This is a genomic window from Bacillus sp. VA15 (assembly GCF_055721145.1).
The window spans coordinates 84668-111665 of the sequence record NZ_JBVQPQ010000002.1; the positions used below are offsets into that span (position 1 = coordinate 84668).

Below are 26998 nucleotides of genomic sequence, written 5' to 3' on the forward strand. Positions count from 1 at the left end.
ACCTTCTCTTTTGACACAGAATAGCCTAATACGTTTATAATAGAGAAAATTCAAATGAAGAACAAAGGGGTGTTCTGTTATGAATATGACAATTAACGAAGACGCACTGAACTGGTATAAGGAAGAGCTCGATTTAGAAAGCGGAGACCAGGTTCGCTTTTTCGTCCGCTACGGCGGCTGCAGCAACGTTCAAAAGGGATTTTCCCTCGGAGTGGCGAAAGATGCCCCACAAGAGGCTGGAGCCACTGCAGAAGCCGGCGGCATCACCTTCTTTATTGAAGAAAGTGATCTTTGGTACTTCGATAACCACGACCTACTAGTCAGCTATTCAGCAGACGCTGATGAACCGGTTTTTGAATACCAATAAAAAAAGAACGCACATTATGTGCGCTCTTTTTTTATAAATGAAATCTGATAAGATGATCTGTCAGGTTTTCTTGCTCCAAAATATATTTTTGTGTCTCACCCAGCAGATCAAAGTGAGGAAATTCACTTTTTTTATGTATCCATTCTTTTTTTAAACCGTACGCCGCTCCCCACTGAATCAGCTTATCAATATCTGCACAGCCAGCTTTTGTCACAGTCTTTGCTTCCGGAAACCGGTCATCCAGCCAGTAATGTGTTAAAAATGCGATTTCTCCTCTTTTCACTGCTTGTTTCCACCGGTTGAGTTCCTCACGTTTCACACCAAACGCCATATCTCGTTCACTTCCCTATTTTTTGGCCTTTTCATATGCCTCGTGCCAATCAGGGAAAGCTTTACGAAACTGAATAGGCTTAAAGCTTTCTTTATCTACACAAATATGAGATGAGGTGGCTTTGATGGAAAGCTCACCGGCCGGATTATAAATGTGATAACCATAGACGGTTTTAAAACCGTTGTATTCCTCTATCCATGTTTGCACAACCGCGGTTTCTCCGTAATGAAGCGGCTTTTTATAGGAAATATTGATATCAACGACTGGAGACAGAACGCCTCTCTTTTCCATATCACTGTATAAAAAGCCTAAGTCCTTAATGAGGGCCGTTCTGCCGACCTCCATCCATACAAGATAATTTGCGTGATAAACAATCCCCATTTGATCTGTTTCTGCATAACGCACTTCTATTTCTTTTTTTGATACATGCAAGATTACTCTGCTCCCTTAACGTCAATTTAGCCCCATTTTACCATAATCAAATCAGAAAGAAAAAAACCAGGTTTCCCTGGTTTTTATGAACGGTATCCGTTTTGTCTCGCTGCAGATTCGTCTTGAATTTCATTACGAAACGCTTCGATACTCTGTTCGCGTCTTTCATTTTTTTCTTTGATACGCTGTTTATCTTCTCCTGAAGCAAACTCCATTGACTCCTCTGCTTCTTCTATGTTTTCAATTGTGTTTTGAACCATATCCTGCAATTTTTCTACGTTATCAGAACGATCATCAGGATTAGGCTGCTGGTATTGATTTTGGTTCTTTGTCATTCGGATGTACCCCCTAGAAATAAACTTGATTCGGCGCTACTCGCCTTTTGTCTGCATGATGATCGGCTGCTGCCCTGAAGTATCATGCATTTTTTCCCCTTTATTGGCTTTATATTTTACAGGCTTTGTACCCAAGTGGCTGGGAGCATATTGAGGCTGACCGTTTTTCTTGTTGTTTCCCATGTTTATCCCTCCTCAACAGATAGGATTCTCAAAAGGAGGGGTAAACATGAATACAAATTAAAGGTTATTTTTGCTTAAATCGCTGTTCAAGCTTTTCCTCAAGCTGATTTAAATACTCCGTATTGGTCATCAGCTCTTTTTTGTTTTCCATGACGAGCTCATGAAAAGAACGCTTTCTCATCTTCTTCACTCTTCTCACCTCCGCATATTCTTTTATTTTTTCCAATTCTGAAAACTTGTAAGCATATCTGAACATAAAAAAAACTGAATCTAATCAAGATCCAGTTTTTGTTCCATTTCTTTTTTTGTCATGGTGCCAATGTGTATGTCTTGAATAACACCTTTTTCATTTAAGATATACGTCGTTGGATATGACATCACGTTATAGTCAGCATTGATCCCTTGTTTATCAATCAGAATGGGAAACGTTAAATCATACGTTTCAGCAAATGCCCGGACCTGTTTCTCGCTTTTCTCAGCTGAAGTGAAATTTACCGCAACAACCGCAAGTTCGTCAGCGTGTTCTTTTTGCAGCTGTTCCATCGCCGGCATTTCCTGACGGCACGGTTTACACCAAGTTGCCCAAAAATTGAGCAGCACCTTTTTGCCTTTTGTGTCCTGTAAGGAACTTTTCTCTCCCGATAGCGTTCTCAAAGCAAAATCAGGTGCTTGCTGTCCCTCTTCAATTCCGACTTCTTTTTTGCTGTATGTTTGATACAAATTCCATCCCATATAACCGGCAAGCATGATAAGCAGGATACCTGCGAGCCATTTTTTCAGCATATGCCACCTCCGCAGCACACTTTGTCATAAAAAGAAGAGAAAGCAGAAATGCCTTCTCTTCCTATTGATTCATCAGGACTGCTTCATTTTTTCACGAAGCACCATTTGCAGGATGCCGCCATGGCGATAGTAATCAATTTCCACTTCACTATCAAAGCGGACGACTGCTTCAAATGTTGTTACATTACCGTTTTCATTGATTGCTCTTACTGTCACAAGGTCACGAGGGCGAACTGTTTCATCCACATCAACCTCGATAACTTCTTTACCTGTTAAACCGAGTGTTTCCGCATTTTCACCTTGTTTAAACTGAAGCGGCAGCACACCCATGAATACAAGGTTGCTTCTGTGAATTCTTTCAAAGCTTTCAGCAATTACCGTTCTGATGCCGAGAAGGTTTGTTCCTTTTGCAGCCCAGTCACGTGAAGATCCCATACCGTAGTCTTTTCCTGCTAATACGACAAGACCTGTTTTATCTTCTTTGTATCTCATGCACGCATCATAGATGGACGTTACTTCACCAGTCGGCCAGTACGTTGTAAATCCGCCTTCTGTACCCGGTGCGATTTGGTTTTTGATGCGGATGTTTGCAAATGTTCCTCTCATCATAACTTCATGGTTTCCGCGGCGGGAACCGTAGGAGTTAAAGTCACGAGGAGAAACGCCTTTTTCTTGCAAATACTTTCCGGCAGGCGTGTCTTTTCCGATTGCCCCCGCAGGAGAAATATGGTCAGTTGTGACTGAATCGCCGAATTTACCGACAACACGCAGACCTTTTAATGGCTCAACCTTACCTGGATCAACAGACATTTCTTCGAAGAATGGCGGGTTTTGAATGTAAGTTGACTCGTTATCCCATTTATATAGGGCTTCATCTGTTGTTTCAATCTCGTTCCATCGCTTGTTGTCATCAAATACTGTTTCATACTCTTTGCGGAAGAGCTCAGGCGTAACAGTTTGCTTAACAAGTGAATTGATTTCGTCCATTGATGGCCAAATATCGTTAAAGTATACGTTTTGACCATCCTTGCCCACACCGATCGGATCAGTTTTCAAATTAATGTTTACCGTTCCAGCCAGCGCATATGCCACAACGAGCGGCGGAGAAGCAAGATAATTACCTTTAACCAGCGGGTGAATACGCCCTTCAAAGTTACGGTTTCCGGAAAGGACAGATGTAATCAGAAGATCATTTTTCGCAACCGCTTCTTCGATTTCTGGTGAAAGCGGACCTGAGTTTCCGATACATGTTGTACATCCGTACCCAACGAGGTTAAAACCAAGCTCTTTCATGTATGGAAGAAGGCCTGAATTCACAAGATATCCTGTAACGACTTTAGAGCCAGGTGCAAGTGACGTTTTTACGTAATTAGGCACTTTAAGCCCTAACTCAACCGCTTTTTTCGCTACGAGTCCGGCGCCGATCAGAACGAACGGGTTGGATGTATTCGTACAGCTTGTGATCGCAGCAATGGCGATCGCACCCGTTTTCATAACTGTTTCTTCGCCATTAAGGAGTTTAAACTTAATTTCTTTTTCTTCTTCTTCTGCATGTAAACCGAATCCTTGGTTACCCGCAGGGCTGACTAAATGCTTTTTAAACGTTTCCTGCATAGCAGAAAGCGGGATCAAATCCTGAGGGCGTTTTGGACCTGATAAGTTTGCTTCAATTTGAGACAGGTCAATTTCAACCACATCAGTAAATTGAGGGTCTTCCGCATCTGGAGTGTAGAACAAGCCATTGCTTCTGCAGTATGCTTCGACAACATCAATATGTTCAGGGTCACGGCCTGTCAGGCGCAGATAGTTTAGCGCTTCTTCATCTACTGGGAAGAATCCGCATGTAGCACCGTATTCCGGAGCCATGTTCGCAATAGTTGCGCGATCTGCAAGAGGCAGTTCAGCAACTCCCGGTCCAAAGAATTCAACAAACTTGCCGACAACGCCTTTTTCACGCAGCACCTGTGTCACTTTTAACGCCAAGTCAGTAGCTGTTGTTCCGTTCGGAAGCTTGCCGACAAGTTTCGCGCCAATTACCTCAGGAACTGGGAAGTAAGAAGGCTGTCCAAGCATTCCCGCTTCAGCTTCAATTCCGCCGACACCCCAGCCAAGAACACCGATACCGTTAATCATTGTGGTATGTGAGTCTGTTCCGACAAGCGTATCAGGATACGTTACAAGTTCACCGTCTTCTTCAGTGGCATGGACGACACTTGCCAGGAACTCCAGGTTTACCTGGTGCACGATACCTGTTGCAGGCGGCACTGCCTGATAGTTATTAAACGCTTTCTTTGCCCAGCTTAAAAATTTGTAGCGTTCTGCATTTCTTTCGAATTCCAAGTCCATATTAATAGCTAACGCATCTTCTGTGCCCGCTTTATCAACCTGTACAGAGTGGTCGATAACGAGATCAACAGGAATTTCAGGGTTAATTTTATCAGGATCTCCGCCGACAGCCGCCATCGCTTTACGCAGTGAAGCAAGGTCTACTACTGCCGGAACCCCTGTGAAGTCTTGTAAAATAACACGAGACGGTTTAAACGGAACGTCGATTTCCTTTAATTCGGCAGTTCCCCACTTTGCCAAATTTTCTACGTGTTCTTTTTTGATGACGAATCCGTCAACTTGACGCAATACTGATTCTAAAAGAACTTTGATAGAATAAGGAAGCTTCGAAACCTTCCCGATTCCTGAATCTTCTAACGCCTTTAAAGAGTAGTAATGATATGTTTTCCCATTAGTAGTAAACGTTTTTCTCGCTTGGAAAACGTCTTTTGCTACAGTTTTTTGCTCGTTTGCCATTCTCCAAAATCCCCCTTCAGATCAGATCATTCTCAGATGAAGTAAATTCCATCACAATTTTCTCACAATTTCATATTAAAACAAAATCATACATAAGTAAATATCAATGTTTTTATTAAATACAATAAGTTCGGCTTATCGGACAAATGTACCGGTAATTATTACTGTTTATGCTCTCTCATATAACACAACAAAAGGAGCCATATTATGATTGAGGTGATAATGATGGTCAAAAGAAAAGCGAATCACGTCATTAACGGAATGAATGACGCGAAAAGCCAAGGCAAAGGCGCCGGCTACGTCGAAAACGACCAGCTTGTACTGACTGAAGCTGAACGCCAAAATAATAAAAAAAGAAAAACCAATCAATAGCACCGGACTCTTTTTAAGGAGGTTCTCATTTTATGACCAATAAAAATACAAGTAAAGATATGCATAAAAACGCCCCTAAAGGACACAATCCGGGTCAGCCGGAGCCTCTCAGCGGTAGCAAAAAAGTAAAAAACCGAAACCACACAAGACAGAAGCACAACTCAAGCCATGATATGTAAGAAAAGCAGACCTTAGTGTCTGTTTTTTTATGCGTTCACCCATTTCTGATATTCCGCATATGATGTAAAGCAAGGTTGATATGTGGAGGAATGCTTCCATGACCCATTCAAAACGTAATGACGCTAATGATTTCGATAGTATGGATGAATGGCTTCGGCAATTTTTTGAAGACCCCTTCGCCTGGTACGACGACACATTGCCTATTGATTTATATGAAACAAGTCAGCAGTATATTATTGAAGCGGATCTGACTTTTTTACAGCCGACACAAGTAACGGTTACTCTGTCTGGCTGCGAGTTCATCTTAACAGTCAAATCGTCAGGGCAGACTTTTGAAAAACAAATGATGCTTCCTTTTTATTTTAATGACAAAACCATTCAAACCGAATGCGAAAATCAAATACTCACAGTTGCCGTCAATAAAGAAACAGAAGATGGTTCTTCTTTTTCTCTTCAATTTCCTCTCAGCTAACATAAAAAGTCACTTTCATCCCCTATTATGAAAGTGACTTTTTTCCGTCCATTTATCGTCAAATACCCTCTAGTGACTCTCCCATGGCCAAATAGCAGATTCACTATACAATAGAATATGATCTACTATCTCTTTTGACTAGACGTCTATCATTTCTTTCTATTCTTTTTTTACTGTGTTCTTCTAATCTCTCTTCGTATACAATATGGTTAGAATAAGGGGGGAATGGTTGATGCTGGAAGGCTGGTTTTTGTGGTTTATTCTGTTTTGGGTGATCATGATGGTTGTCTTATTATCAATCGGCGGTTTTTTTATGTTTCGAAAGTTTTTAAAGCGTTTACCGAAAGAAGACGGCAGGTCAGAGCTTGATTGGCAGGATTACTATATCGAAAACAGCATGCATTTGTGGAGCAATGAAAACAAACAATTTCTTAATGAATTGGTTTCGCCGGTTCCGGAGCTGTTCAGAGATGCAGCAAAAGCCAAAATCGCAGGTAAAATCGGTGAGCTTGCATTAGAAGAAAAGGTATCAAAGATTGATCAGCAACTGATGATCAGAGGCTATATTCTCGCAACTCCTAAAAGAGACCATACCTTCTTAAAAAGACATCTGCAGGATAAAAAAATCGATCTCGAACCTTATCAGACCCTTCTCAAATAAAAAACCTTTCCTGATAGAAGGAAAGGTTTTTTAATTCATTTGAATATTAGCTGACTGCAGCTCGTTATGAAGTTTTCGATATGATAAATACATGGCGATTCTCCACGGCACAATCATACCGAAAGCCAGAATCCAAAACATTCCGCTCAGTGCGCCGTAATCAATTGATGTGCTTAAAATCGATTTCATCGCGATTCTGATCACCAAAAGACCGACTAATATAAATACAAATGCTTTAGAGCGTTTCATGTAAATTTCATTATTTTTAATTTCAAACTTAGAAGTTTTGATGAGAAAAATAGAAAAAATCACGCCTAAAGTGATTGCTTCTAAAAACTCTGCACCAGTGACCCAAAATACCGGAAATAAAAACATTAACGCTCCCGTACTCATAAAAATCGGCGGAAGAATGATTTTTTTCGGTGAAACGGGCTTGTCAGAGGACTTTATTCTGACCACCATCACAGCTACAGCCATTAACACAGCAATAATCGATGAAACTATAATCATCATACTTATCATTCCTTTGTTTCTAGGAGTGTTGATACTATATACTATACTCCAAAACAATAAAAAAAACCATTTTGAAAAGAAATGACGTTAATATCCCATAACGCGGCTGACAGCCTCTAACACTTTTGTTTCTTCGAACGGCTTGACAATAAAGTCCTTTGCCCCCAGCTCAATCGCTTCCGTTACAATTCTTTGCTGGCGCATGGCGGTGCACATGATGACCTTCGCTTTAGGATCGAAGGTTAAAATATCACGAAGCGCCTTAATGCCGTTTTTCACTGGCATTGTAATATCCATTGTCACGATGTCCGGCCGCAGTTTTTTATACAGGTCCGCGGCTTGCTCACCGTCCGCGGCTTCGCCTGCGATTATGTAATTTGCCTCTTCCAAGATCTCTCTGATTTTCACCCTCATGAACTTGGCGTCGTCTACAACTAAAACTCTTGTCATATTCCCCTCCAACAATCGATTTCCACAGATAATAGTCTTATTGTACCAAAAACAAAAGGACTAGTAGTAGTACGAAAGTAATTTACCGTCAAAAACCAGTGAATCCTCCAAAAAGATCCGACAGCAAAATAATGATCAGGCTCATCCAATTAAAGAATAACAGCACACCAATCACAATCATCAAAACGCCGCCTGCTTTCATGATCAAAAGCTGGTTCTTTCTTATCCACTTCAGTTTTGTGATAAAGAAAGACAATAAAAGAAACGGAACAGCAAAACCGAGTACATATAACATCATGTACGGCACCGCTGAGCCTGGATTTGTGCTTGCAAGTGTGATAACAGCAGCTAATATCGGACCGGTACATGGCGTCCATCCCGCCGCAAATGCCATTCCAATTAAGACGGAACCTAAAAACCCGCTTGGTTTATGCTTAAAGTGGATTCTCCGCTCTTTCATCATAGCCTCAGGCCGGAACACGCCGAGCGTAATGAAACCGAACAAAATAATAAGCAACGCTCCAATTTGCCGAATTGCATCGTGATAATCCCTAAACAGGCTGCCAACAAAAGATGTTCCATAGCCTAAAGCGATAAAAATGACTGAAAAGCCAAGCAAAAAACACAAAGTATGAAACAAGCTTCTTTTCTGCAGCAGCAGCTTTTCTGTTTTCACATCATCCATGCTGACCCCTGTAATATATGACAAGAAAGCTGGGTAAAGCGGCAGGCAGCAAGGCGAAATAAAGGATAAAAATCCCGCTCCGAATGTCAAAAAATAATTCACGTCTCCCATGTCATCATCCCTTCATGATTTGACATTCCTTCAAGTTATGACAAAATCATTTCATTTTTTTAACACTTTCACTTGAAGGATTTCTATTTACAGAAAAAACTTATATAATTTAATTTGACATTGAGATATTGTACTCCTTCTCATTTGAAAATTAGTATAAATATGGATATAATATAAACATTCACTTTGAAGATCTAATGTATGAAAGGATACATCCCTGTGATTAGAGAGCATCTATTAAATGAAATTGAAAAAAAAAGAGCAGAGCTGCTGCAAATTGTCATGGCGAACGGAATGACATCTCATATTACGATAGAGCTCAGTCAGGAGCTTGACCATCTTCTCATACAATATCAAAAGCAGCGCCTTAGAGCAGTAGCGGGTGATGAATGATTGCAAAATAAAAAACCCGTATAAGGGTTTTTTATTTTATAACCATGTTTCTCTATATCATAATCTTTACGTATTATTTCGTTTGATTATTCATGGCTTTCATCATTTGATTGATTTTCTTTTGAGAAGGTTTCATTCCCATTTGCATCATCATCATGCGTAACATTTGTTCATTAATAGGCGGATTCTTTTTAAGGTAGCTCATCATATATTTACGAGCAATAAAAAACCCGAGTGCAACACCTATGAGCAATGCAACTACGCCCACTAGGATGCCAACCCATAAAGTCATTTTATTTCCTCCTTCATGTTGTCTAGTTTAAAGTGTACTAAACCAAAAGCTATTATACAACATTTACATCTCTTTTTCTTCGGTTTTAGACAAAATTTCTTTCTTTCACCGGATTTAGCCATCCGTAACGCTTCGAATTAAAATCCATAGCCAGAAAGCAAGGGCTTACTTTTCTCAACACCTCAAAGAAAATCGTTTCTGCCTCGTAATCCCCCGAAGCCACTAATTCTATCATGTGCTCCTTCATCATAAACGTCGCGTGGCCTTTTGCTTTCGGCAAAGCTAATCTATAAATATAATCTAGCTGCCTGTAATCCGTATTGTGTAAATTCATTTTTAACCGCTGATGCATATGTAGAATCGGGATTGGCTGTGTAATATATTGAATCTGTTTCTCTGTCATTTCATACTGCTGCTTTGTCAGGCTTGTCCAATGATAATCTTGAAACAGCTCAAACATAACCGATTCCCGCCCGAAATAGTGATTAGCAAACTCCTCTTTTATCAGGTACGTATAGTAGTGACGTTCCATCTTTTCATCCCCTTTTCCAGCAGCATTTCATTTGCTCTCTATTATACAAAAGAAGAAAAGAAAGAATTGTCTATTACTGTTAAACAGCCAATACTATTTTTGTCGGATAAACAAGAAAAAGAGGATGATTTGACTCATCCTCTTTAAAAGACTTTTACTTATTGAGTAATGCTTTAACTCGGTTCACTACGTTTGGAACTGAGAAGCCGTATTCATTGATGACGGTTTCGCCAGGAGCAGATGCACCGAATCGGTCTATGCCGAGCACATCTCCTTCAAGCCCTGTGTATTTGCCCCATCCAAATGATGCGCCCATCTCAATCGCAAGACGTTTTTTCACATCTGCAGGAAGGACAGAGTTTTTGTATTCAACAGATTGTTTATCGAAACGGTCCATTGAAGGCATGCTGACAACAGAAACATCGATATTTTCTTTTGCCAATTCAGCTTGTGCTTCAATCGCAAGACCTACTTCAGAGCCTGAAGCGATAAGAAGAGCGTCAGGTGTTTCGTTTTTAGATTTAGAAACGACATATGCTCCTTTTTCCACTCCTGCCAATGCTTCTTCAGCAGTTTGGTCAATCGTAGGAAGGTTTTGGCGTGTCAATACTAGCGCTGTTGGCTGATCAGTGCTTTGCACTGCAAGCTTCCATGCTGCCGCTGTCTCATTTCCGTCTGCAGGACGGATCAAGGAAAGATTAGGCATCGCACGGAGTGAAGCAAGCTGTTCAACAGGCTCGTGCGTCGGGCCGTCTTCACCTACCGCAATACTGTCATGTGTGAAGACATAAGTGACAGGAAGACCCATTAACGCTGCAAGGCGAATTGCCGGACGCAGGTAATCAGAGAAGACAAAGAAAGTTCCGCCGAATACACGCAGTCCGCCATGGAGCGCCATACCATTTAAGGCTGCACCCATCGCAAATTCACGAACACCGAACCAGAAGTTTTTGCCTGAGTAATCAACCGCTGTAAAATCACCGGCATTTTTAATTGTCGTTTTGTTTGATCCCGCTAGGTCAGCAGATCCTCCGACAAAGAATGGAATTTTTTTCGCAAGTCCGTTGAGAACTTCACCGGAAGAGGCACGGGATGCCAGGCTGCTTCCTTTTTCATAAACAGGAACCTCTTGATCCCAGTCCTTCGGAAGCTCTCCTTTGATTGCCAGCTCAAGCTGTTCAGCAAGTTCAGGATAAACTTCTTTATATTTAGCGAATTGAGCATTCCATTCTTGTTCTTTTTTCTCGCCTGATTCTTTAACCACTGCAGCAAAATGCTCATATACTTCTGACGGTACGTAGAAATCTTCTTCATATGTCCACGCGTAAGCTTCTTTTGTTAACTTGCTTTCCTCTTTACCAAGCGGAGCACCGTGAACACCGGATGTGCCAGCACGGTTAGGTGAACCGAAACCGATAGTCGTTTTCACTTCAATTAATGTAGGTTTCTTTTCATTTTGGCGTGCTTTTTCGATAGCCGCTGTTAATTCTTCGATATTGTTTCCATCCTCAACATAAAGAACTTCCCAATTCATTGCTTCAAAACGCTGTTTTGCGTTTTCAGAGAATGAACGGTCGAGATCTCCATCAAGAGAGATGTCATTAGAATCGTATAATACGATCAGACGGCCAAGCTGAAGATGGCCTGCGAGTGAAGCAGCTTCGGAAGAAATGCCCTCCATTAAATCACCATCACCGCAAATACTGTATGTATAATGATCGACTACGTTAAATGAATCGCGGTTGTAAGTTTCTGCTAAATGGCGTTCAGCGATAGCCATTCCGACCGCCATGGCAATTCCTTGGCCGAGCGGACCTGTTGTCGCATCAACACCAGCAGTATGTCCGAATTCAGGATGTCCAGGTGTTTTGCTGCCCCACTGGCGGAATCCCTTAAGATCTTCGATGCTAAGATCAAACCCGCTTAAATGAAGCATGCTGTATAAAAGTGCTGATCCGTGTCCAGCAGATAAAACAAAACGGTCACGGTTAAACCAGCCAGGGTTTGCCGGACTTACGTTCATAAATTTTGTCCACAGCGTGTATGCCATTGGAGCGGCCCCCATTGGCATCCCTGGGTGACCAGAATTTGCTTTTTCAATAGCGTCTATTGACAGTGTGCGAATGGTAGCAACTGATTTCTTTTCAATTGTATCCATAAAAATCCCCTTCCTTATGTGTTGTACCCTTACATCATAAATGTCTGACGACTTTTTCTCAACTGTTTCAGCTTAAATTTGAGAGAAACTTGTTGAATTTTGTCACATAAGAGTTTTGCTTATAGTATATGCAAAAGAGGAATACGATATTTCCGTATTCCTCTTATATTAGTGAAGTTTGTTATTTTGTTGTTCTTTTTTTAGCTTTTCTGGTGTTACATCATTGCCTTCTGGGTCTATGATTTTCACACTTTTTAACGTGTTTTTCATAGAAGAGCGAAAACCTTTCAAGTACTCTTGACGAAGCTTTTGCTGTTCGGCTTTTTCTTCTTCTGTCATAACGCCAGCTTTGGCTTTAGCAGCAAGTTCATTAATTCTGGCAATTTTAGCGTTTGAAATCATGTTAAACTCCTTTATTGCATTTTGTCTATATAGTACTAGATCAAAAAGAGTTTTACAACTGATTCACTCGGCTGTCTCGTCATTCTCTATGTATTCCTGATACCGCCGGTGGACGGTCGCTTTAGACACATCATAGCCAAACCCTCTTAGCGTTGCGGCAATTTCTGCGAACGTCAGTTTATTCGCTCTTAGGCGGACGATCTCTGAGATTGGGACCTCTATTCTTTCCTTTCCGCTGTTTTCATGTTGGTTTTTCAGGTTTTTTTGCGGTTTAAAACCGTTTTTTACTGCACGCTTCATTCCCCGCTTGATTTTCATATTGTGAATTTTCCGCTGGTACTCTTCCACAATGCTGACGATCTCCAGCACCATCGAGTCAGCCTCCGATAACTCCAGTTCACCTCTGTGAGCCGTTGTATAGACTTTCACATCTTCTCTGTAGATACAATGGAGCAGGGCGATTTTTGCATTTCCCCGACCGAGCCTAGTCTCATCCTGAACCAAAATAACATCAATTCCCGAATTCTTGATCTCATCAAGCAGCTCAAATACACCGTCTCGATCCATTTCATATCCGCTGGCTTTTTCAGAAATCACTTTGACGACTTCCATGCCGTTCTCGGCTGCAATGGCCGTTAGCTCCTCCACCTGCCGCTTTAATGAAGTTTCCTGCTGTTCTTTATTTGTGCTTACGCGGGCATATATGAGTGCTTTCATTTTTTCTATCTTTCCTCTCTATCTTACAGTTGCCAATTCATATGCATCCTGATGCTTCTTTTTCAATGGAATCACCAACTCATCTCCCGGCTGGATATCAGACGTCTGAAGATGATTTTTATCAGCTACCCATTCAATAAAATCGTTTTTGTTTATCTTTTTTGTATCTGCTACCTGATCAGCAATTGACCAAAGTGTGTCGCCTTGCTGGACTTCTATTTTAGCATACTGATTAAGTTCCTGACCGCTGCTTGTATATGACAGCAAAAGGATAACCGCGCTCAAAATCACTGAGAATAGACCGACAAAAATAATAGATTCTTTACTCATGATCATAACCTCCAACAGGAATGTTTGTTCGCTTTTTTATAATTTCAGTATATACGAACAAACGTTTCTGTCAATTGTTTTTTCGAACCTATGTTTGTACTGTAAGGAAAATCATGCTATAATCTTCTTAAAATCGACGTTTTGAGGTGCGAAAAATGACGAAGCTATCAAAAAGGCAACTTGATATCCTCCGTTTTATTAAAGCAGAGGTTAAATCAAAAGGATATCCGCCTTCCGTGAGAGAAATCGGAGAGGCTGTTGGGCTTGCGTCCAGCTCAACTGTCCACGGCCATTTGGCCCGTTTGGAAACAAAAGGGCTGATCAGACGGGATCCGACAAAACCTAGAGCAATAGAAATACTTGATGAAGAAGTAGACATTCCGCAAAGTCAGGTCGTTAATGTACCGGTCATCGGGAAAGTCACGGCGGGATCTCCTATTACAGCAGTAGAAAATATTGAAGAATATTTTCCGCTTCCTGACCGTATGGTTCCTCCGGACGAGCATGTGTTTATGCTGGAGATTATGGGAGACAGTATGATTGATGCTGGTATTCTCGATAAGGATTATGTCATCGTTAAACAGCAAAATACAGCGAACAACGGGGAAATTGTAGTTGCGATGACAGAAGATGATGAAGCTACGGTAAAACGTTTCTATAAAGAGGATACTCACATTCGCTTACAGCCTGAAAACCCAACGATGGAACCTATCATCTTGCAGAATGTCAGCATTCTAGGGAAAGTGATTGGCGTGTTCAGAACCGTCCATTAACCTATTGATCTATCAAATGCATGAAATAACCCCCTCTTCCTTTATGGAGAGGGGGTTTATTGTACAAAAAAGCAGGCTCGCCCTGACTTATGGGTGCGAGCCTGAATAGGAGGAAAAAGAACATCATGTTTACACCATAATTATCCACCAAACAATTGTTGAAGTCAAGAAATTTTCTTTCCTTCAGGAAACTTTTATCTGAATATTGTCCGTTTAAAATATTAGACGTTATGTCCTTAAAAATGTTTCATTTTCTTAGGTCGTGGAATGACGTGGCTTCATGTTTATGTAAGGAGCGCGGCAGTAATTGAATTTTAATGAAAATTTAGTACATAGTGTAGTTGGTTCAACATTTTCTAAAAAAACAGCTCACTTCTCTTGATCAACGTGAGCTTCAATCAAAATGAAAATATTGTATACCATAACTGCCCTTTACCCGAACACTCGTGCAGTTTTCTGAGTGTTCTTCTGCTAATATACGGTATCGGTGAAATGGATCGATAGAAACCTTATCCTGAGCACTAAAATCAAACCAGCTGCCGCTGAATTGCTTCGTGCTCAGTGTGGTATATTCTCCCGTAAGCCCCATTCGCTGAAGTTTAATCTCAACTGAACAAGTATTGGCTCCCAAGATCGTAAACTGATAGCCTAAAATATAGTCGATCGCCGGGACATCACTGATATTTTCCAGAACAAACGATTTTGTGCTGTCATTTAAAATAAAGTCTGTTTTGTGATCAAAATCTAAAGCTGACACATGGGTACTGCCAATGCCAAAAAAACACATCAAAACTGCTGTTAAGCCTAAGATTTTTATTTTCAATTACACCCCTCCTTTACCACATTTTAACCCTACATGAGATTTATGTATATGTTCTGTGTAATATAAAGAGGTCGTTTCAATCATAAAAATCCATATGCGTTTTTTCCTGTTTATAATAACGAAGCCTGTCTTGAAGGGTTCCGGTATGAAATTCAAACTTGTGGCCGTCAGGGTCGGTAAAATAAATTGATTTTCGATCGCGTTCATCTCGTTCTCTGCCAGGCAGAATATTGACATGAAGCGTTTTTAATTTTGCTGACATTTCCTCAAACTCTTGATCTTCAATAGTAAATGCAATATGGGTATAAGACGCCTTAATGTCATTTCTCGGAATGTCAGGTTCTTCATTAAGCGCAAGCCAGATGCCATTTAAATCAAAATATGCTGTTGTTTTTCCCTTTACCAAAAGTTTGGCATCAAACACTTTTTGATAAAAATCAATCGATGTATACAGATGAGAAACTGAAAATAATAAGTGATTGATTCCTTTTACCTTCACAAATCATTCCCCCTTGAAAGCTGATCATCCATATGTACGACTTTTTTCCAAAAAAGTTTCATGCAGTCAGCAAAAAATACCAGTGTAAACAAAATCGGATTGTTTAAAATAATGATTGTCGAATTGAATTACTTATGTTTTTATAATTTGTTTACAGCCAAGGGTTTTCTTCAAAAATAACAATTTAGGTGGTCAAATGAAACATATCATTGCTCTTGCTTCAAAGGTTGCTTTCACTCTCGCCCTTTTATATGTGATTTTGGACAGAGTCTATCACGCGCCCTTTTTAAGTGTAATGTTTATTGCACTTTTCCTAGGTTTTGTTTCCTATCTATCCGGTGACATGCTCGTCCTTCCGCGAACAAACAATATTACAGCTTCATTGGCTGACTTTGGACTTTCATTCGTTATTCTTTGGGTCTTTGTTTTAACCCAAACAAGAAATGATTTCCCACCGTTTGCAGCTGCTCTACTTTCCGCCCTCTGTCTTACTGTTTTTGAATACTTTTTTCATCGGTATTTGCTAAAAAATGTGCTGGATGAAACCTTCCGAAATGAACTGTCAGCCAGGGATAACACACTGCAGTATCAAACAGAAGCCGCAGACGAACTGTTTCCTGACGTTACGAATGAGAAGCATGAGGAATAGGAGGCTTAGCGCCTCCTATTTTTCAGTAGCTATTATTGATAAAACGGGACATCACTTCTGTGAAATCATAAAACCTCTCATTTTGAGTAACAGATCTGCTTTTTAAAGAAAAAACGCCGAACAAAGATCTTCTAAAACCTGTGCTCATTTCTAACTGGATACTCAAACCTGTTTTTGATTTATTTGCGATGTTATTCGGACTTACGCCTGCATGCGGATGGTCCATACCGAGCAATACAGCAGGAAAACCGGCATTTTGCAGTTTTTCAACTAAATCTGACGCTCTTACACGATCTGTACCGCCGACTTCGATCTGCTGATCTTCTTCTGCATATCCGTGCAATGAAATGACATATTCATGACTTCCCGTCATTTTCAGGGCCCGAGGCTCATCAAAATGCGTGCTCGTAATATGCAGCACTGAGTTTCCTGACGATTTTAAGCCTTCAAATAAATACATCGAGTACTCTTTGCTGAGCTCTCTCGCTATTTCACTTGTCCCGCCTTCAATACCTCCTCCGTGAATGGCTAAAACAAGAACAGGACTGCCGGTTTCTTTCGTAACAATGCCGTAATCAGAAGGATCTTCATTGTTTTTTAATTCCTCAAAATTCTGATATACATCTTCAGCATATATTGAAGAAATCGGAGTAAATACCATAAAAATAAACAATAATTTTACAATTTTAAGAGTTGATGGAAAACGTTTGGCTATGTTACAATCAACATGCTTCAAGGAATGGAGCAAACGGCGGAGCAGGGATACTTTGGCCGGTTTCATCTACTCCGCCTCTAAGTCCAAATCAACAGGATGTCGGTTTCTTTGAGGCTTTAGCACGAATTTCTCGTCCTCCTTGTTAAATTTTTGTTAAATTCACAATATTATATACCATTGGCCCGGGCGCTGTTCTTCCCATTTCTGAATTTATGAAAAGTAAGTTGGTACCAACTACCTTTTTCCCAATTCGCATATCAAACAGAAAAAAAACGCACCTGCCCTTTGGCCTGTGCATTTTTATTTTCTTTTCATTCTTCGTTTATTTTCTTTATTCAGTTTCATGATGTTTTTTTCAATTTTTCTTATTTTTCGCCTTTGCGGGATTGTTTTCACTTCATAATAAACAGCGATAAACCCGCTTAATGTCACTGCTGCAATGTAAAGGACACGCTGTTTGATCATCCGGTCAGCGTGGCCATGATCATCCGCTTCTTTTTCCAGTCTTTCGGTTACGTCTTTATCAAACAGCTGATCGACATACACTTGTTTCATTCCCACTGTAAATCCCGCAGCCAGCCAAAGAATCAGAAAACAACTGATATAAAACATCATTAATCCTTCCTTTCCCGTCTAGATGCGGCGCAGAATTGGAATGTAGCAGATCTAATCATTAAACAGCTGGCCGATGAATCCTCTTCTATGTATTAGGTTCTTTCATTTGGACGGACAATATGTAATGATGTAATGTACAGTTAGAAATTTTATTCCAAACAGCCACATGTGATGAACAGCAGTTAACTTGTTGTCATGTATAGCTTCTATCAGAAAGGTTTCAGATAAAGGCAGCGGACAAGTTCCCGCTCTTGTTTGCAGATAAATCCCCTCATCCCCGGCTCCGCTTTTTCTCCGCCGGCTTGTCAAAACCAGCTTCTCACGATGATGATAAGGCTTTAAAATGCCTGTCATACTGCTGAATGGAAGCGGTAGAGAAATGTTCATATACCCTTCTCCATTCGAACGATATACTGAATATAGAGCGGTAAAAATGGTTTCGTTTTTTTCATTTGTTCTGATCCAGGCACGCACTTTTTTTCTTCCGTCTTTTTTCGAATGAACACCCTTTATCGTGCTGTACATCCTATACCAGTCAGGGTTCGTCGACAAATGGATTTGGCCGGTTCTTCTGCTGAACCTTTCGTAAACCATTGCAAGCGGCCGAAACCACGTGCTCCACGTCACTTTTGCTTTTACATCATAATCAATGGTTTGTTCATAAAACGAAAGAATGAACGGCGCCAGTTTTTCAGGTGAAAAATCTTTTGATCGAAGGCTTCCCATATCATCCACGAGCCCTCTGTACTGAACGTTATTTTCAGCTTGAATGTTAGCTAAAAAGTCTTTTCCAATCCTTCTTTTTCCGTAGATACGGCTGAATGTCTTTACGCTGTCTGCATCAAAAGGTTTCGGATCTTCTATTCTCCATCCTATGAGAGCGGGCAATATAACAAAAAACGCGTTAACAAAACCGTGAATCCAAATCATCTGATTAATGGTCAGTGTAACGTCTTGCCGAAATACACCAAATGAATAAATCATCGAGAAAGAGATCGTTATCATTAGAACGGCAGAAGAGAACCGAATAAGAAATTTCCCCGTCTTGCTGCGAAAAGATGTGGTGAACACCAAAAATGCGTGAAGATAAAGCGCCGCCATATAGATGCCAACCGCAATGACATCTAGTGTTTTTGAATATGTGATGCCAAGCGCGATAAGAAGGGGCGAAAACAAAATCACCCATGTTATCCAACTGTACAACATCCGATTTTTTCTGGTGATTCTCCCGAGCAAGCCGTTAAAGATCGGGATAAGAAAAGCTGAATAGTGAAAGTGGACAGCAGTCAGCAAAATGATGAGAGGGCCAAATTGCATTATCTGCAAATGTGCAGCATAAGCAAAAAACCAAAAACCTCCTCCCGCCAAATAGATAAGCCCGAACAGAACTGATGTCTCTTCGATTCTATGTATCTTTGTTTCCCAAAGACGAAGGATCGCATACAGCGCCATAAAAACTGTGTACATCCACCAGATCAGCGCGAAACCTCCGATGTCTGTCACAAGAGCCAGCACCGCAAAGAAAGCGGCTGCCGGATAGCATTGGATTAACACAGATTCCAGAAATGGAGCAGCCCGAAGCTGCGATTGAAAGACAAAAAGAAAAATTCCCGGCACAAAAAAAAGAATGGATAACAAAACAAGTGCCTCTGCCACTGATATATGAGGTGCTTCCGCTGCAAGAAATCCTATAAAGCAAAGCGAACTGATCATGCCATTTCGTTTTATCATGATTCTCTCTCTTCTTCCTGAAACATTCCTTTATAAAAGAAAAGAGTGCCGAGAATTGTATTTTGGACATGCACTTGAATGGTGAAGCAATTCTTTCTTTCATCAAACGTTTCGCAAACAGCGGATGTACCGGTCAGCCATTTTGGAAGCGGTATTCTTTTTCCGCATATCAATAGCCATTGCTTTCCCGTTGTAATGGTTAGAGAGCCGTCAGGAGATGCCTCGAACGCTAAAACAGACAGCAGAAGATGAGGTTTGCCGAAGAAATCAAGTATTCTATCTTCTTTTTCGTCGTATACCATGATCGCGTCAAAGAAACGTTTTTTGCCTTTAAAGAAAAATGTACGATTCCATTCTATCCCAGTATGTTCCCGATTCAAAAGACAAGTTCTATTTTGAATGGTAAATGGGATGTTTTTGCCTCTTTCCGAAAAAAAGCACCTGAAAAAAACACCCAGCTTTAACAGCATTCTGACCAGAAAAGAGCCTCCGCTTATTTCTGACATCGTTCCTGTCCCGCTGAATGTATGAGATTCGTCTAATTGATACCGTTCTCGCAGCTTGGGATGCAGTAAATGATAGTTCTTGATCGTTTTTTCATAAATCGAACTCACAATGTCACTTCTTTCTCTTTCGTTTTGTGTGCCGGGCACTGGGGAGCTGCTGACTAAGAACGCCACTTGCCGCAGAAAACACACTCAATAGTATCCATAATATCTCGGAACCTCGAAAAGCGAATCCAGCAAAGATACAAGCCTGTACAGCATGAATGATCCATTTTCTCTTTAATGGAATCAGCCATAAAATACCCATACCTATCTCCGCTGCCCCTGCAAAAATCCTTGTGTAAAAACCTGTAAAGCCTTGATAAAACCAAAACAGACTGAAAAACAGACACATTAACACATAGACGATAGCCGATCGAATTGTGTGTTTCGGATGTTTATTTTGCTCAATCCAAAGCCTTAATGCATCAAAGCTCCATGCAGTCGCCCAGCCAAGAAGCGGCCGAAATAATAAACGATCGATCCATCTTCCCGGCAGCCCGTAGGCTGTTTTGTATTGGTACTGTGTTAAAAACATCATTTTCCCGTTGTCTCGCTGTATATACTTCCAGTACCCGCTGCCATGCTGAATCAGAGATAACGGATGGTCAGAGCCAAAAGCCAGTGAGGAAACTCTTTCAGATGAACATTTGTCGAAAACACCGACTGTTTCTCCTGTACCCGATACCTTTAATCCAAAGCCTATCCTTGTTTCGTAAAGAAACTTCTGCTTTTCGTATGGCTGCCTATGCAAATACGTGATATTTGAAAACCGGAGGTCCCATTCCTTATGCAGCGATGGGTTTTGTGTATATTCCCAAAGCTTATCCAGATCAGATCTCATTTCGATTTCTACATAAATCGGTTTCTGTCTCACAGCCCCTCCTCCCTTCGATTTGAAGCAATTCTATATTAGCATATTGACCATTCAAAAAAATCCATTACCTCCAAAAAAAGTATACTAATCCTAAAAACACATAAAAAAGAAGAGATATTTGCCTTCTCTTCTTTTTAAGCATCTATTTGATTCATCACTGTGTTTTAACCGTTCCATAATGAGTAATTGTGGCGTTTACGCTGTACGTGATGGCAACCTTACTGAATGTGTCACCCCAATTATTTTTCACCTTTTTCCATAAGTCCGGATGCTCAAGTCTTAAAGATTCATCAAAACCCGCAACATCTGCTTTATATTCATGCTGGATTTTTTTTAATACATTACCGACTATTTTCTTTACTTCGTTTTCAGTGTTTGTTTCAATACGTTCTAAAAACTGAGTGTCCGACGTCTCTTTTGTGTTCCAGTTTTCAACCAAATCCCCTTCTGTTTCAATATCGACATGGAATGAAATTCTGTCTAATAGGATTATTTTTCCCGTATATCTATTTTTTATGTTCGTCTTTTTTCCCAATAAAAAAAGCATGATGAACGTCTTCATCACGCTTTAAAGAAGTCAAATGTAAAGAAGGTTCAGAAGAAAACCGCCAATGACACCGGTGACTACAATCACCCAAGGAGGCAGCTTCCAATAAGCAAGCATACTAAACAATACAGCCGCAAACGCAAAATCAATCGGATTCAAAATCGCACTTGTCCAAATCGGAAAATAAAAAGCTGAAATTAAAATTCCGACTACCGCTGCATTCACTCCTGCAAGAGCTCCCTTTAGGTTGGGATTCCTCCGCAAAATATCCCAATAGGGCAACGCACCTAAAATCAGCAAAAACGCAGGCAGGAAAATGGCAATAGCAGCTAACATTCCGCCCTGCCAGCCGCCCATGACTGCACCAAGATAGGCGGCAAATGTAAATAACGGTCCCGGCACAGCTTGTGCTGCACCATATCCTGCTAAAAATGCTTCTTTGCTGACCATTCCAGTTGGTACAAATTCCTGTTCCAATAACGGCAATACAACATGTCCCCCGCCAAAAACCAAGGAACCTGCCCTGTAAAAACTGTCAAACATAGAAAGCCAGCGCAAATCCGCAGTTTCTCGCAGAACAGGCAGAAGAACAAGCAATCCGAAGAATAATGAAAGACACACTGTTCCGAATGTCTTAGAAATAGGAAAATGGAATGCTGATTCTTTTTTGTCGATAGACTCTTTAAACAGCAGAAAACCAATCGCTGCTGAAATGATTATAATACCTGCTTGGGTAAACGCGGTTTGCCATAAAAGTGAAACAACCAATGCAAACAAAGCCATCGTTTTTCGCTTAACATCAGGCGTCAGTTTTTGAGCCATTCCTGTTATAGCATGTGCAACAACTGCAACCGCCACGATTTTTAAACCATGAATCCAGCCGGCTTGCTCTATATCGGTACTTTTTAACAAAAGAGCAAATATGATAAGTGCCAAAACAGAGGGCAGCGTAAAGCCGAGAAATGAAACGATACCGCCGAGTAACCCGCCACGCATAACACCAATCCCAATCCCAACTTGGCTGCTCGCCGGTCCGGGCAAGAACTGGCACAAAGCAACCAAATCAGCATAGCTTTTTTCATCCAGCCATTTTCTTTTGCGAATATATTCTTCATAAAAGTAGCCCAGATGAGCAATGGGACCTCCGAATGATGTAAACCCGAGTCTTGTCGAAACAATTAAAATTTCTATCAGAGTTTTAAAGCTGTTGCGCTTATGTTTGTGCATTGCTCCCTCCCATATTCTCAGCATTCTAAAAAAGCTGAAATACTCCACTTAAGTATAAAAAACTGAAACATGTTTGCAAGCGCTTGTTTGAAATGATAACGAATCTTAACTTTATTATAATAAAAAGGCTCAAAATGAGCCTTTTTGCAGTTCGGAATAGATTAAAATTCCAGCTTGAAGCTTTCTGCCTGATCTGACACTTCCACAGGTATTCCCATTATCGTTTTCGGTTTGGAAACGTAAACGAAACGCATCTCTTTTTCTAGTTGCTGAAACGTTTTTTCACTGACTACAATTCTAGCCGGCTTTCCCGGACTATTATCAATGGCTGCTTTAATTTTTCCAAGCATAAAAAAACCTCCTGTTTTAGATTAAACCAGAGAAATAACCATAATGAGATTGATAACGGCTAAAACTCCTGAAACATATGCTATACGTTTGCTCCTTCTCCAGAAAAACAGCACATTCGTTAATAAAACAAAACTGATGAAGGCATCAAATCCGCGCAGAACGATTTGGCTGAACAAAATTTTCGATTCAAAAATAACAAATGCAACTGCACAAAGAATCATGAATGAAAAGACGAAAAGATACACTTTCCACTCTCTCACTGTATTTTCTTTCTCGTACACGCAGGAACTCCCCCCTTTAACAGATCAAACTGGATGGGACTGATACAATGTTCAACAACAGGCTGCAGCATAAATCATGCAAGATATGGACATGATCTTATTAGTTATTATATGATTTAATTGAAAAAAACATCATATGTTAGAGGTAAACGAAATGGATCAAAATCGTGAAAATCGCGAAAATACATTACCGGATATTACGAAAAATATTACCCTAGAGGCACCTATTCAGAAAGTCTGGGAAACGATTTCCACTTCAGAAGGCATTGCCAAGTGGTTTATGCCCAATGATTTTCAGCTGAAAGAAGGACAAGAATTCCACTTACAATCGCCGTTTGGGCCATCTCCTTGTAAAGTTTTGACTGTTCAAGTTCCCACTGAACTTTCATTTGAATGGGATACAGATGGATGGATCGTTACCTTTCAATTAGAAGACTTAGGAGAAAAGACGAGGTTTACCCTTATTCACGGCGGCTGGAAGGAGCCAAATGAAATGATTGGCAAAGCAAACGAGAAAAGCTCCATCATACGCGATAAGATGGATGGAGGCTGGACAAGCATTGTAAATGAACGGCTTCGTAAGACTGTCGAAGAATAGAAAAAGAGAGAGGTGTCTCTCTCTTTTGTTTTCAAAGGTTATACTTCACAGTTTGAGTCCATCAATCATAAAACGTAACTGTTTTAGATTTACCAGAGTAATCGGTAACAAAGAACTCGGCCTTGTTATTGCTCCCATCTACAAATTTTCCAATACTGCTAAAAGTGTGGCATTCTCCGGGAGAAAAATAGTTTGCCCCTACATAATCATCAGGATTGTCACCGGCATCATCCTCATATAAGTGCAGCGAGACAGAAAAAGGAGTGCTTCCTGAAAGGCAGACTCTAAAATCTCCTCCGCTCGAATATACCGTCGGACTTGAATAAGTATATGTGTAAGTCCCCAACTTATCCCACTCCCCAGCCCCAGCAGTTCCCGCTTGTTCTGCTTGTGCTGTTAATGGTAAAACCGCAGTGAATCCTAAAACAGACAGGAATCCAATTACCTTATTGAATCGTATCAACCATATCTCTCCTCTCTTTCAATCATAGCAAGTCACAGTACTATCATTGCTTTGAATCTAATATGCCACCCAGTATGGCCGATATGATCCCTATACCCCCCGTGCCTTGTTCGCAAAAGCCATAGATACTGGCCAGCGTAAACAACATTGATCCAGATCACCTCTCCGCTTTTTTTACAAATGGCATTGGACATTATATTCGGCTGCAGCCATTTTATGAATCAACTCTTGTTCAAAATAAGCGCATTTCCATTTGAATCGTCATCTCTTATCATTTGTTTCGCAGGTTGTACTTCAATCAGGAGGAAAAAAACATGAAGTAAGCTTCACAAAAATACTCGTTATTTATTTGTAGGTTTTTTCGTATTTGGACCTGTTGGCCGTGCTGCCGGAAAAGCCTTATCAAGATGTAAACAAGCGGCCAGCGGACTGACTCAGGATGTAAGAAAAAGTGATTCAGAAAACAAAGAAGACAAACTAATATAAGATAAATGATTTGGGACGATAAAAAATCGGCTTTTTATGTTGATTTGTTTCTGTGTCATCTGCCTCTTTTTCTATGATTTGGACAGCCCTTTTTTTCTTCTATGATAGTAACTGTCCAAGCCGCACAATCAATTCGCCATATAATAAAGCGTATCAATAATAAAGGAGGAGTAAATATGGGTTATTACAAAAAATATAAAGAAGAGTATTATACGGTCAAAAAAACGTATTATAAGAAGTATTACGAATATGATAAAAAATACTATGATCACCATGATAAAAAATATTATGACTGTGATTATGACAAAAAATATTACGACTATGATAAAAAATATTATGATCACGACAAAAAAGACTATGATTATGTTGTAGAGTATAAAAAGCATAAGAAACATTACTAAACTCCATTAACATCTCCTCGATTTCACTTTTTCCCCGGCTAATGCCGGGTTTTTTTTGTTTGATCTACTGTTGGTATAATCTGAAGTTTTCCTTAATGACTGAATCTAAATTTATGTTGAATATTTAGTACATAGTTAAATTAGTTTATGAAAGTGCGATTGGTTCTGCTTCCAAGTATTGCAGTGATAAAGGAACTTTTGTAAGCTCTTTAAGGGCCATACATAAAAGGAGAGATTCTTTGTCTAAAAACATCGTATTTTATCTTATTTTACTTTGTCTATTTATATCAATTGTCATGAAAAACTTTGATGTGGTAAAAACGATTGCCAATGTTAGCTGCTTTGTTTTCGTTTTGCTGTATGTTAAAGACGAATTGAAAACATATACACGTAAATCGTTGGCGATTCTAAGTATTTGTTTTCTTTTCTTAGTCGGTACCTGTACTTTTATGATTTTGCAAGGACAAGCAGTAATTAAAGATCACCCCTTTTTTACCGGCTGGGAAACAATAGCGGTCATTCTTTTGATTATCGTTTCTTTAAGCATTTGTGTTTTTATTTTGAGGAAGATTTCAAATCGGTTAAAACCATTGTGAGCTAACCCTCTCATCTAATAAATGTATATAGTTTTCAAATTGGAGGAGCCGTTTCGTCCCATAAACCATCCAACATGAAACTGATTGGCGAAATGAAATATTTTGTCGATTGATATACATAAATCCAGTTCCAAAATAAGGTATAATGAATGACGAAACCACTATTAAAAGGGGGAATTTTGATGAAAAAAGTATTGATTGCAGGTGCAGTAGGAACAGCAGTTCTTTTCGGAACACTTTCAGCGGGTATTCCAGGGTTGCCCGCGGCAGACACTCAGGTCGCAAAAGCAGCCACCCAGCTGCCTAAAGGCATCGGCGGCCGCGCCTATCTGAACAGTACTGGCACCGTTTTCACAGCTAAAATCAAGCTTCCCGACACCGTAAAACATGATGACTCGGTCTCTACGCCTTATATTTATTCAGGCTTCAGGGCAACAAGCGGAACTGAGGCAGACATCGGGCTCCAGTACAGCAAACAATACAACGTCTGGAAGCCCCTCATGAAGGTTGGGGCCAAAAATGAAGAAACGTATATCGAAGGAAAAGACAAATTCACATACAATAAAGGCTTCCGCCCTGGAAGCACAGTCCAAATGACAATTTCGGCAATACACGCATGACTCTTTGGGGAACGAACAATGATGGTTATACCGGACGGATTATCACAGAAATCCAAGGAACCAACATCGGCACGATTTCAAAATGGAAAACACTTGCTACCGCGGCTGTTTCGTATGAAAGTCAGCGTAATGCCATCAAAGCAACCTTTTCGACATCTTTTAACAACATTACAATCGACAATAAAGCCGTCACTCCTGTGGTAGATACACAGGATTTCGCAAAGGTTTCTGTTTCAGGAAATAACGTTTCGATTTCTGTTAATAAATAAAGCAGCAAAAGGCCGCCGGCATTGCCAGGCGGTTTTATTAGGACAATTACACAAAAAATGGCATGCTGTTCATAGCTCGCATTATTTTAGAAATAATCATCAGAATCTTCAGCTCATTTGTTTGTTATATCATATTTTAATATAGGGTGGAAATTGTATGAAATATGGAAAGACAGGTCCTTTTGGAATGCTTTTGGTTATTATAGCGCTTCTAATATCAATGTATTTTATGTTTAATACAAAAGCGTTGATACCTGCTGGATATGATCTGGCCATTCATGGAATTGTAATATCAAGAACCTTAATGATCGCTTTCACGTTGTATCTAGTTTCAAAATTAGGATATTTTCTTCTAAATAAAAAAGATTAACTTGTAAAGTTAATCTTTTTTATATGAGTCTTTAGAATATATGTATTTATCTTTTTAACTT

At 40.2% G+C, this 26998-nt stretch carries 37 protein-coding genes and 5 pseudogenes; 14 read left to right on the plus strand and 28 right to left on the minus strand.

Annotation, left to right across the window (positions count from 1 at the left end):
- The first annotated feature begins 79 nt into the window (after positions 1 to 79).
- Complete coding sequence (locus AC0DBE_RS05585) at positions 80 to 367, plus strand: HesB/YadR/YfhF family protein (protein WP_014113944.1); 288 nt, start codon at positions 80 to 82, stop codon at positions 365 to 367.
- Positions 368 to 398: 31 nt separating this feature from the next.
- Here the strand turns inward: AC0DBE_RS05585 and AC0DBE_RS05590 are convergent, their stop codons facing one another.
- The 7 genes from AC0DBE_RS05590 to acnA form a co-directional block, all read right to left on the minus strand.
- A complete protein-coding gene (locus AC0DBE_RS05590; RefSeq protein ID WP_003221255.1) occupies positions 399 to 698 on the minus strand; it encodes a hypothetical protein in 300 nt (99 codons plus the stop codon).
- Positions 699 to 713: 15 nt separating this feature from the next.
- A complete protein-coding gene (locus tag AC0DBE_RS05595; RefSeq protein ID WP_014113943.1) occupies positions 714 to 1130 on the minus strand; it encodes a YbgC/FadM family acyl-CoA thioesterase in 417 nt (138 codons plus the stop codon).
- A gap of 83 nt (positions 1131 to 1213) precedes the next feature.
- The gene (tlp, locus tag AC0DBE_RS05600; protein WP_003221250.1) at positions 1214 to 1465 is read right to left on the minus strand and encodes a small acid-soluble spore protein Tlp; all 252 of its coding nucleotides are present in this window, start codon (positions 1463 to 1465) and stop codon (positions 1214 to 1216) included.
- 36 nt (positions 1466 to 1501) lie between these two features.
- A complete protein-coding gene (gene sspN / locus AC0DBE_RS05605; protein WP_003221249.1) occupies positions 1502 to 1648 on the minus strand; it encodes an acid-soluble spore protein SspN in 147 nt (48 codons plus the stop codon).
- A gap of 64 nt (positions 1649 to 1712) precedes the next feature.
- Complete coding sequence (locus AC0DBE_RS05610; protein WP_003244964.1) at positions 1713 to 1838, minus strand: FbpB family small basic protein; 126 nt, start codon at positions 1836 to 1838, stop codon at positions 1713 to 1715.
- Between the two features lie 80 nt (positions 1839 to 1918).
- The gene (locus tag AC0DBE_RS05615) at positions 1919 to 2431 is read right to left on the minus strand and encodes a redoxin domain-containing protein (RefSeq protein ID WP_061186392.1); all 513 of its coding nucleotides are present in this window, start codon (positions 2429 to 2431) and stop codon (positions 1919 to 1921) included.
- A 72-nt stretch (positions 2432 to 2503) separates the two neighbouring features.
- Complete coding sequence (gene acnA, locus AC0DBE_RS05620; protein ID WP_472961412.1) at positions 2504 to 5233, minus strand: aconitate hydratase AcnA; 2730 nt, start codon at positions 5231 to 5233, stop codon at positions 2504 to 2506.
- 225 nt (positions 5234 to 5458) lie between these two features.
- On the opposite strand from acnA, the gene sspO reads away from it, so the two are divergent.
- The 4 genes from sspO (at position 5459) to AC0DBE_RS05640 (ending at position 6918) form a co-directional block, all read left to right on the plus strand.
- The gene (gene sspO, locus AC0DBE_RS05625) at positions 5459 to 5605 is read left to right on the plus strand and encodes an acid-soluble spore protein SspO (RefSeq protein WP_003221239.1); all 147 of its coding nucleotides are present in this window, start codon (positions 5459 to 5461) and stop codon (positions 5603 to 5605) included.
- Positions 5606 to 5637: 32 nt separating this feature from the next.
- Entirely contained in the window at positions 5638 to 5784 is a 147-nt protein-coding gene (locus AC0DBE_RS05630; protein WP_003221237.1) for a small acid-soluble spore protein P, read from the plus strand.
- 80 nt (positions 5785 to 5864) lie between these two features.
- Positions 5865 to 6257 carry an outer spore coat protein CotM gene (gene cotM / locus AC0DBE_RS05635; RefSeq protein ID WP_472961415.1) on the plus strand — a complete coding sequence of 131 codons (393 nt, stop codon included), beginning with the start codon at positions 5865 to 5867 and terminating at the stop codon, positions 6255 to 6257.
- A 232-nt stretch (positions 6258 to 6489) separates the two neighbouring features.
- Positions 6490 to 6918 carry a DUF2621 domain-containing protein gene (locus AC0DBE_RS05640; RefSeq protein ID WP_003221232.1) on the plus strand — a complete coding sequence of 143 codons (429 nt, stop codon included), beginning with the start codon at positions 6490 to 6492 and terminating at the stop codon, positions 6916 to 6918.
- 30 nt (positions 6919 to 6948) lie between these two features.
- On the opposite strand, the gene AC0DBE_RS05645 is transcribed toward AC0DBE_RS05640, so the two are convergent.
- The 3 genes from AC0DBE_RS05645 to ccdA form a co-directional block, all read right to left on the minus strand.
- Entirely contained in the window at positions 6949 to 7440 is a 492-nt protein-coding gene (locus AC0DBE_RS05645; protein WP_268454683.1) for a CcdC family protein, read from the minus strand.
- 78 nt (positions 7441 to 7518) lie between these two features.
- A complete protein-coding gene (locus AC0DBE_RS05650; protein WP_014113939.1) occupies positions 7519 to 7881 on the minus strand; it encodes a response regulator in 363 nt (120 codons plus the stop codon).
- A gap of 88 nt (positions 7882 to 7969) precedes the next feature.
- Entirely contained in the window at positions 7970 to 8677 is a 708-nt protein-coding gene (gene ccdA / locus AC0DBE_RS05655; RefSeq protein ID WP_014113938.1) for a cytochrome c-type biogenesis protein CcdA, read from the minus strand.
- Positions 8678 to 8896: 219 nt separating this feature from the next.
- Here ccdA and ynzD point away from each other — a divergent pair, with 219 nt between their 5' ends.
- Complete coding sequence (gene ynzD / locus AC0DBE_RS05660; RefSeq protein ID WP_024121579.1) at positions 8897 to 9070, plus strand: aspartyl-phosphate phosphatase YnzD; 174 nt, start codon at positions 8897 to 8899, stop codon at positions 9068 to 9070.
- A gap of 73 nt (positions 9071 to 9143) precedes the next feature.
- On the opposite strand, the gene AC0DBE_RS05665 is transcribed toward ynzD, so the two are convergent.
- The 6 genes from AC0DBE_RS05665 to yneA form a co-directional block, all read right to left on the minus strand.
- A complete protein-coding gene (locus tag AC0DBE_RS05665; RefSeq protein WP_003221221.1) occupies positions 9144 to 9362 on the minus strand; it encodes a YneF family protein in 219 nt (72 codons plus the stop codon).
- Between the two features lie 85 nt (positions 9363 to 9447).
- The gene (gene sirA, locus AC0DBE_RS05670) at positions 9448 to 9894 is read right to left on the minus strand and encodes a sporulation inhibitor of replication protein SirA (RefSeq protein ID WP_014113937.1); all 447 of its coding nucleotides are present in this window, start codon (positions 9892 to 9894) and stop codon (positions 9448 to 9450) included.
- A gap of 154 nt (positions 9895 to 10048) precedes the next feature.
- On the minus strand, positions 10049 to 12052 hold the full coding sequence (gene tkt / locus AC0DBE_RS05675; RefSeq protein ID WP_061186394.1) for a transketolase: 2004 nt from the start codon (positions 12050 to 12052) through the stop codon (positions 10049 to 10051).
- 168 nt (positions 12053 to 12220) lie between these two features.
- Positions 12221 to 12454 carry a DUF896 domain-containing protein gene (locus tag AC0DBE_RS05680; protein WP_014113934.1) on the minus strand — a complete coding sequence of 78 codons (234 nt, stop codon included), beginning with the start codon at positions 12452 to 12454 and terminating at the stop codon, positions 12221 to 12223.
- Positions 12455 to 12517: 63 nt separating this feature from the next.
- Positions 12518 to 13171 carry a YneB family resolvase-like protein gene (locus AC0DBE_RS05685; protein WP_014113933.1) on the minus strand — a complete coding sequence of 218 codons (654 nt, stop codon included), beginning with the start codon at positions 13169 to 13171 and terminating at the stop codon, positions 12518 to 12520.
- Positions 13172 to 13189: 18 nt separating this feature from the next.
- The gene (yneA, locus tag AC0DBE_RS05690; protein WP_072566333.1) at positions 13190 to 13507 is read right to left on the minus strand and encodes a cell division suppressor protein YneA; all 318 of its coding nucleotides are present in this window, start codon (positions 13505 to 13507) and stop codon (positions 13190 to 13192) included.
- 149 nt (positions 13508 to 13656) lie between these two features.
- On the opposite strand from yneA, the gene lexA reads away from it, so the two are divergent.
- Positions 13657 to 14274: a transcriptional repressor LexA gene (lexA, locus tag AC0DBE_RS05695; RefSeq protein WP_003238209.1), complete on the plus strand. Its 618-nt coding sequence runs from the start codon at positions 13657 to 13659 to the stop codon at positions 14272 to 14274.
- Between the two features lie 394 nt (positions 14275 to 14668).
- On the opposite strand, the gene AC0DBE_RS05700 is transcribed toward lexA, so the two are convergent.
- A complete protein-coding gene (locus AC0DBE_RS05700; protein WP_014113931.1) occupies positions 14669 to 15097 on the minus strand; it encodes a hypothetical protein in 429 nt (142 codons plus the stop codon).
- A 76-nt stretch (positions 15098 to 15173) separates the two neighbouring features.
- Entirely contained in the window at positions 15174 to 15596 is a 423-nt protein-coding gene (fosM, locus tag AC0DBE_RS05705; RefSeq protein ID WP_061186397.1) for a FosM family fosfomycin resistance protein, read from the minus strand.
- Positions 15597 to 15792: 196 nt separating this feature from the next.
- Here fosM and AC0DBE_RS05710 point away from each other — a divergent pair, with 196 nt between their 5' ends.
- Positions 15793 to 16245, plus strand: a complete 453-nt coding sequence (locus AC0DBE_RS05710; RefSeq protein WP_014113928.1) for a YndM family protein — start codon at positions 15793 to 15795, stop codon at positions 16243 to 16245.
- Between the two features lie 22 nt (positions 16246 to 16267).
- Here the strand turns inward: AC0DBE_RS05710 and AC0DBE_RS05715 are convergent, their stop codons facing one another.
- The 9 genes and pseudogenes from AC0DBE_RS05715 to AC0DBE_RS05755 form a co-directional block, all read right to left on the minus strand.
- Complete coding sequence (locus AC0DBE_RS05715; protein WP_072183325.1) at positions 16268 to 17026, minus strand: poly-gamma-glutamate hydrolase family protein; 759 nt, start codon at positions 17024 to 17026, stop codon at positions 16268 to 16270.
- A gap of 234 nt (positions 17027 to 17260) precedes the next feature.
- Positions 17261 to 17575: a hypothetical protein gene (locus AC0DBE_RS05720; RefSeq protein ID WP_087987048.1), complete on the minus strand. Its 315-nt coding sequence runs from the start codon at positions 17573 to 17575 to the stop codon at positions 17261 to 17263.
- Positions 17576 to 17667: 92 nt separating this feature from the next.
- Positions 17668 to 19303, minus strand: a pseudogene (locus tag AC0DBE_RS05725) (YndJ family protein).
- Positions 19303 to 19920, minus strand: coding sequence for a DUF4166 domain-containing protein (locus AC0DBE_RS05730; protein ID WP_061186400.1), 618 nt, complete (start codon positions 19918 to 19920; stop codon positions 19303 to 19305). The pseudogene AC0DBE_RS05725 and the gene AC0DBE_RS05730 overlap by 1 nt, the downstream one beginning before the upstream one ends.
- A 4-nt stretch (positions 19921 to 19924) precedes the next feature.
- Positions 19925 to 20728 carry a hypothetical protein gene (locus tag AC0DBE_RS05735; RefSeq protein ID WP_090557867.1) on the minus strand — a complete coding sequence of 268 codons (804 nt, stop codon included), beginning with the start codon at positions 20726 to 20728 and terminating at the stop codon, positions 19925 to 19927.
- 154 nt (positions 20729 to 20882) lie between these two features.
- A pseudogene (locus AC0DBE_RS05740) lies at positions 20883 to 21203 on the minus strand (Ger(x)C family spore germination C-terminal domain-containing protein); the annotation flags it as partial.
- Between the two features lie 102 nt (positions 21204 to 21305).
- Positions 21306 to 22502 carry a chromate efflux transporter gene (gene chrA, locus AC0DBE_RS05745; protein WP_079287796.1) on the minus strand — a complete coding sequence of 399 codons (1197 nt, stop codon included), beginning with the start codon at positions 22500 to 22502 and terminating at the stop codon, positions 21306 to 21308.
- Between the two features lie 161 nt (positions 22503 to 22663).
- Positions 22664 to 22852: a hypothetical protein gene (locus AC0DBE_RS05750; protein ID WP_014113918.1), complete on the minus strand. Its 189-nt coding sequence runs from the start codon at positions 22850 to 22852 to the stop codon at positions 22664 to 22666.
- A gap of 21 nt (positions 22853 to 22873) precedes the next feature.
- Entirely contained in the window at positions 22874 to 23134 is a 261-nt protein-coding gene (locus AC0DBE_RS05755; RefSeq protein WP_090557865.1) for a hypothetical protein, read from the minus strand.
- Positions 23135 to 23288: 154 nt separating this feature from the next.
- Between AC0DBE_RS05755 and AC0DBE_RS05760 the strand changes: the two genes are divergently transcribed.
- Entirely contained in the window at positions 23289 to 23732 is a 444-nt protein-coding gene (locus AC0DBE_RS05760; protein ID WP_472961425.1) for an SRPBCC family protein, read from the plus strand.
- A gap of 61 nt (positions 23733 to 23793) precedes the next feature.
- On the opposite strand, the gene AC0DBE_RS05765 is transcribed toward AC0DBE_RS05760, so the two are convergent.
- Entirely contained in the window at positions 23794 to 24192 is a 399-nt protein-coding gene (locus AC0DBE_RS05765) for a hypothetical protein (RefSeq protein ID WP_041521167.1), read from the minus strand.
- Positions 24193 to 24529: 337 nt separating this feature from the next.
- On the opposite strand from AC0DBE_RS05765, the pseudogene AC0DBE_RS05770 reads away from it, so the two are divergent.
- The 5 genes and pseudogenes from AC0DBE_RS05770 to AC0DBE_RS05790 form a co-directional block, all read left to right on the plus strand.
- Positions 24530 to 24681: pseudogene (locus tag AC0DBE_RS05770) on the plus strand (Sec-independent protein translocase family protein).
- A gap of 176 nt (positions 24682 to 24857) precedes the next feature.
- Entirely contained in the window at positions 24858 to 25082 is a 225-nt protein-coding gene (locus AC0DBE_RS05775) for a hypothetical protein (protein WP_014113913.1), read from the plus strand.
- Positions 25083 to 25321: 239 nt separating this feature from the next.
- Positions 25322 to 25678 carry a YoqO family protein gene (locus AC0DBE_RS05780; protein WP_079287793.1) on the plus strand — a complete coding sequence of 119 codons (357 nt, stop codon included), beginning with the start codon at positions 25322 to 25324 and terminating at the stop codon, positions 25676 to 25678.
- A gap of 179 nt (positions 25679 to 25857) precedes the next feature.
- A pseudogene (locus tag AC0DBE_RS05785) lies at positions 25858 to 26567 on the plus strand (YrpD family protein).
- A gap of 157 nt (positions 26568 to 26724) precedes the next feature.
- Positions 26725 to 26937, plus strand: a pseudogene (locus tag AC0DBE_RS05790) (hypothetical protein); the annotation flags it as partial.
- Positions 26938 to 26998: the final 61 nt, after the last annotated feature.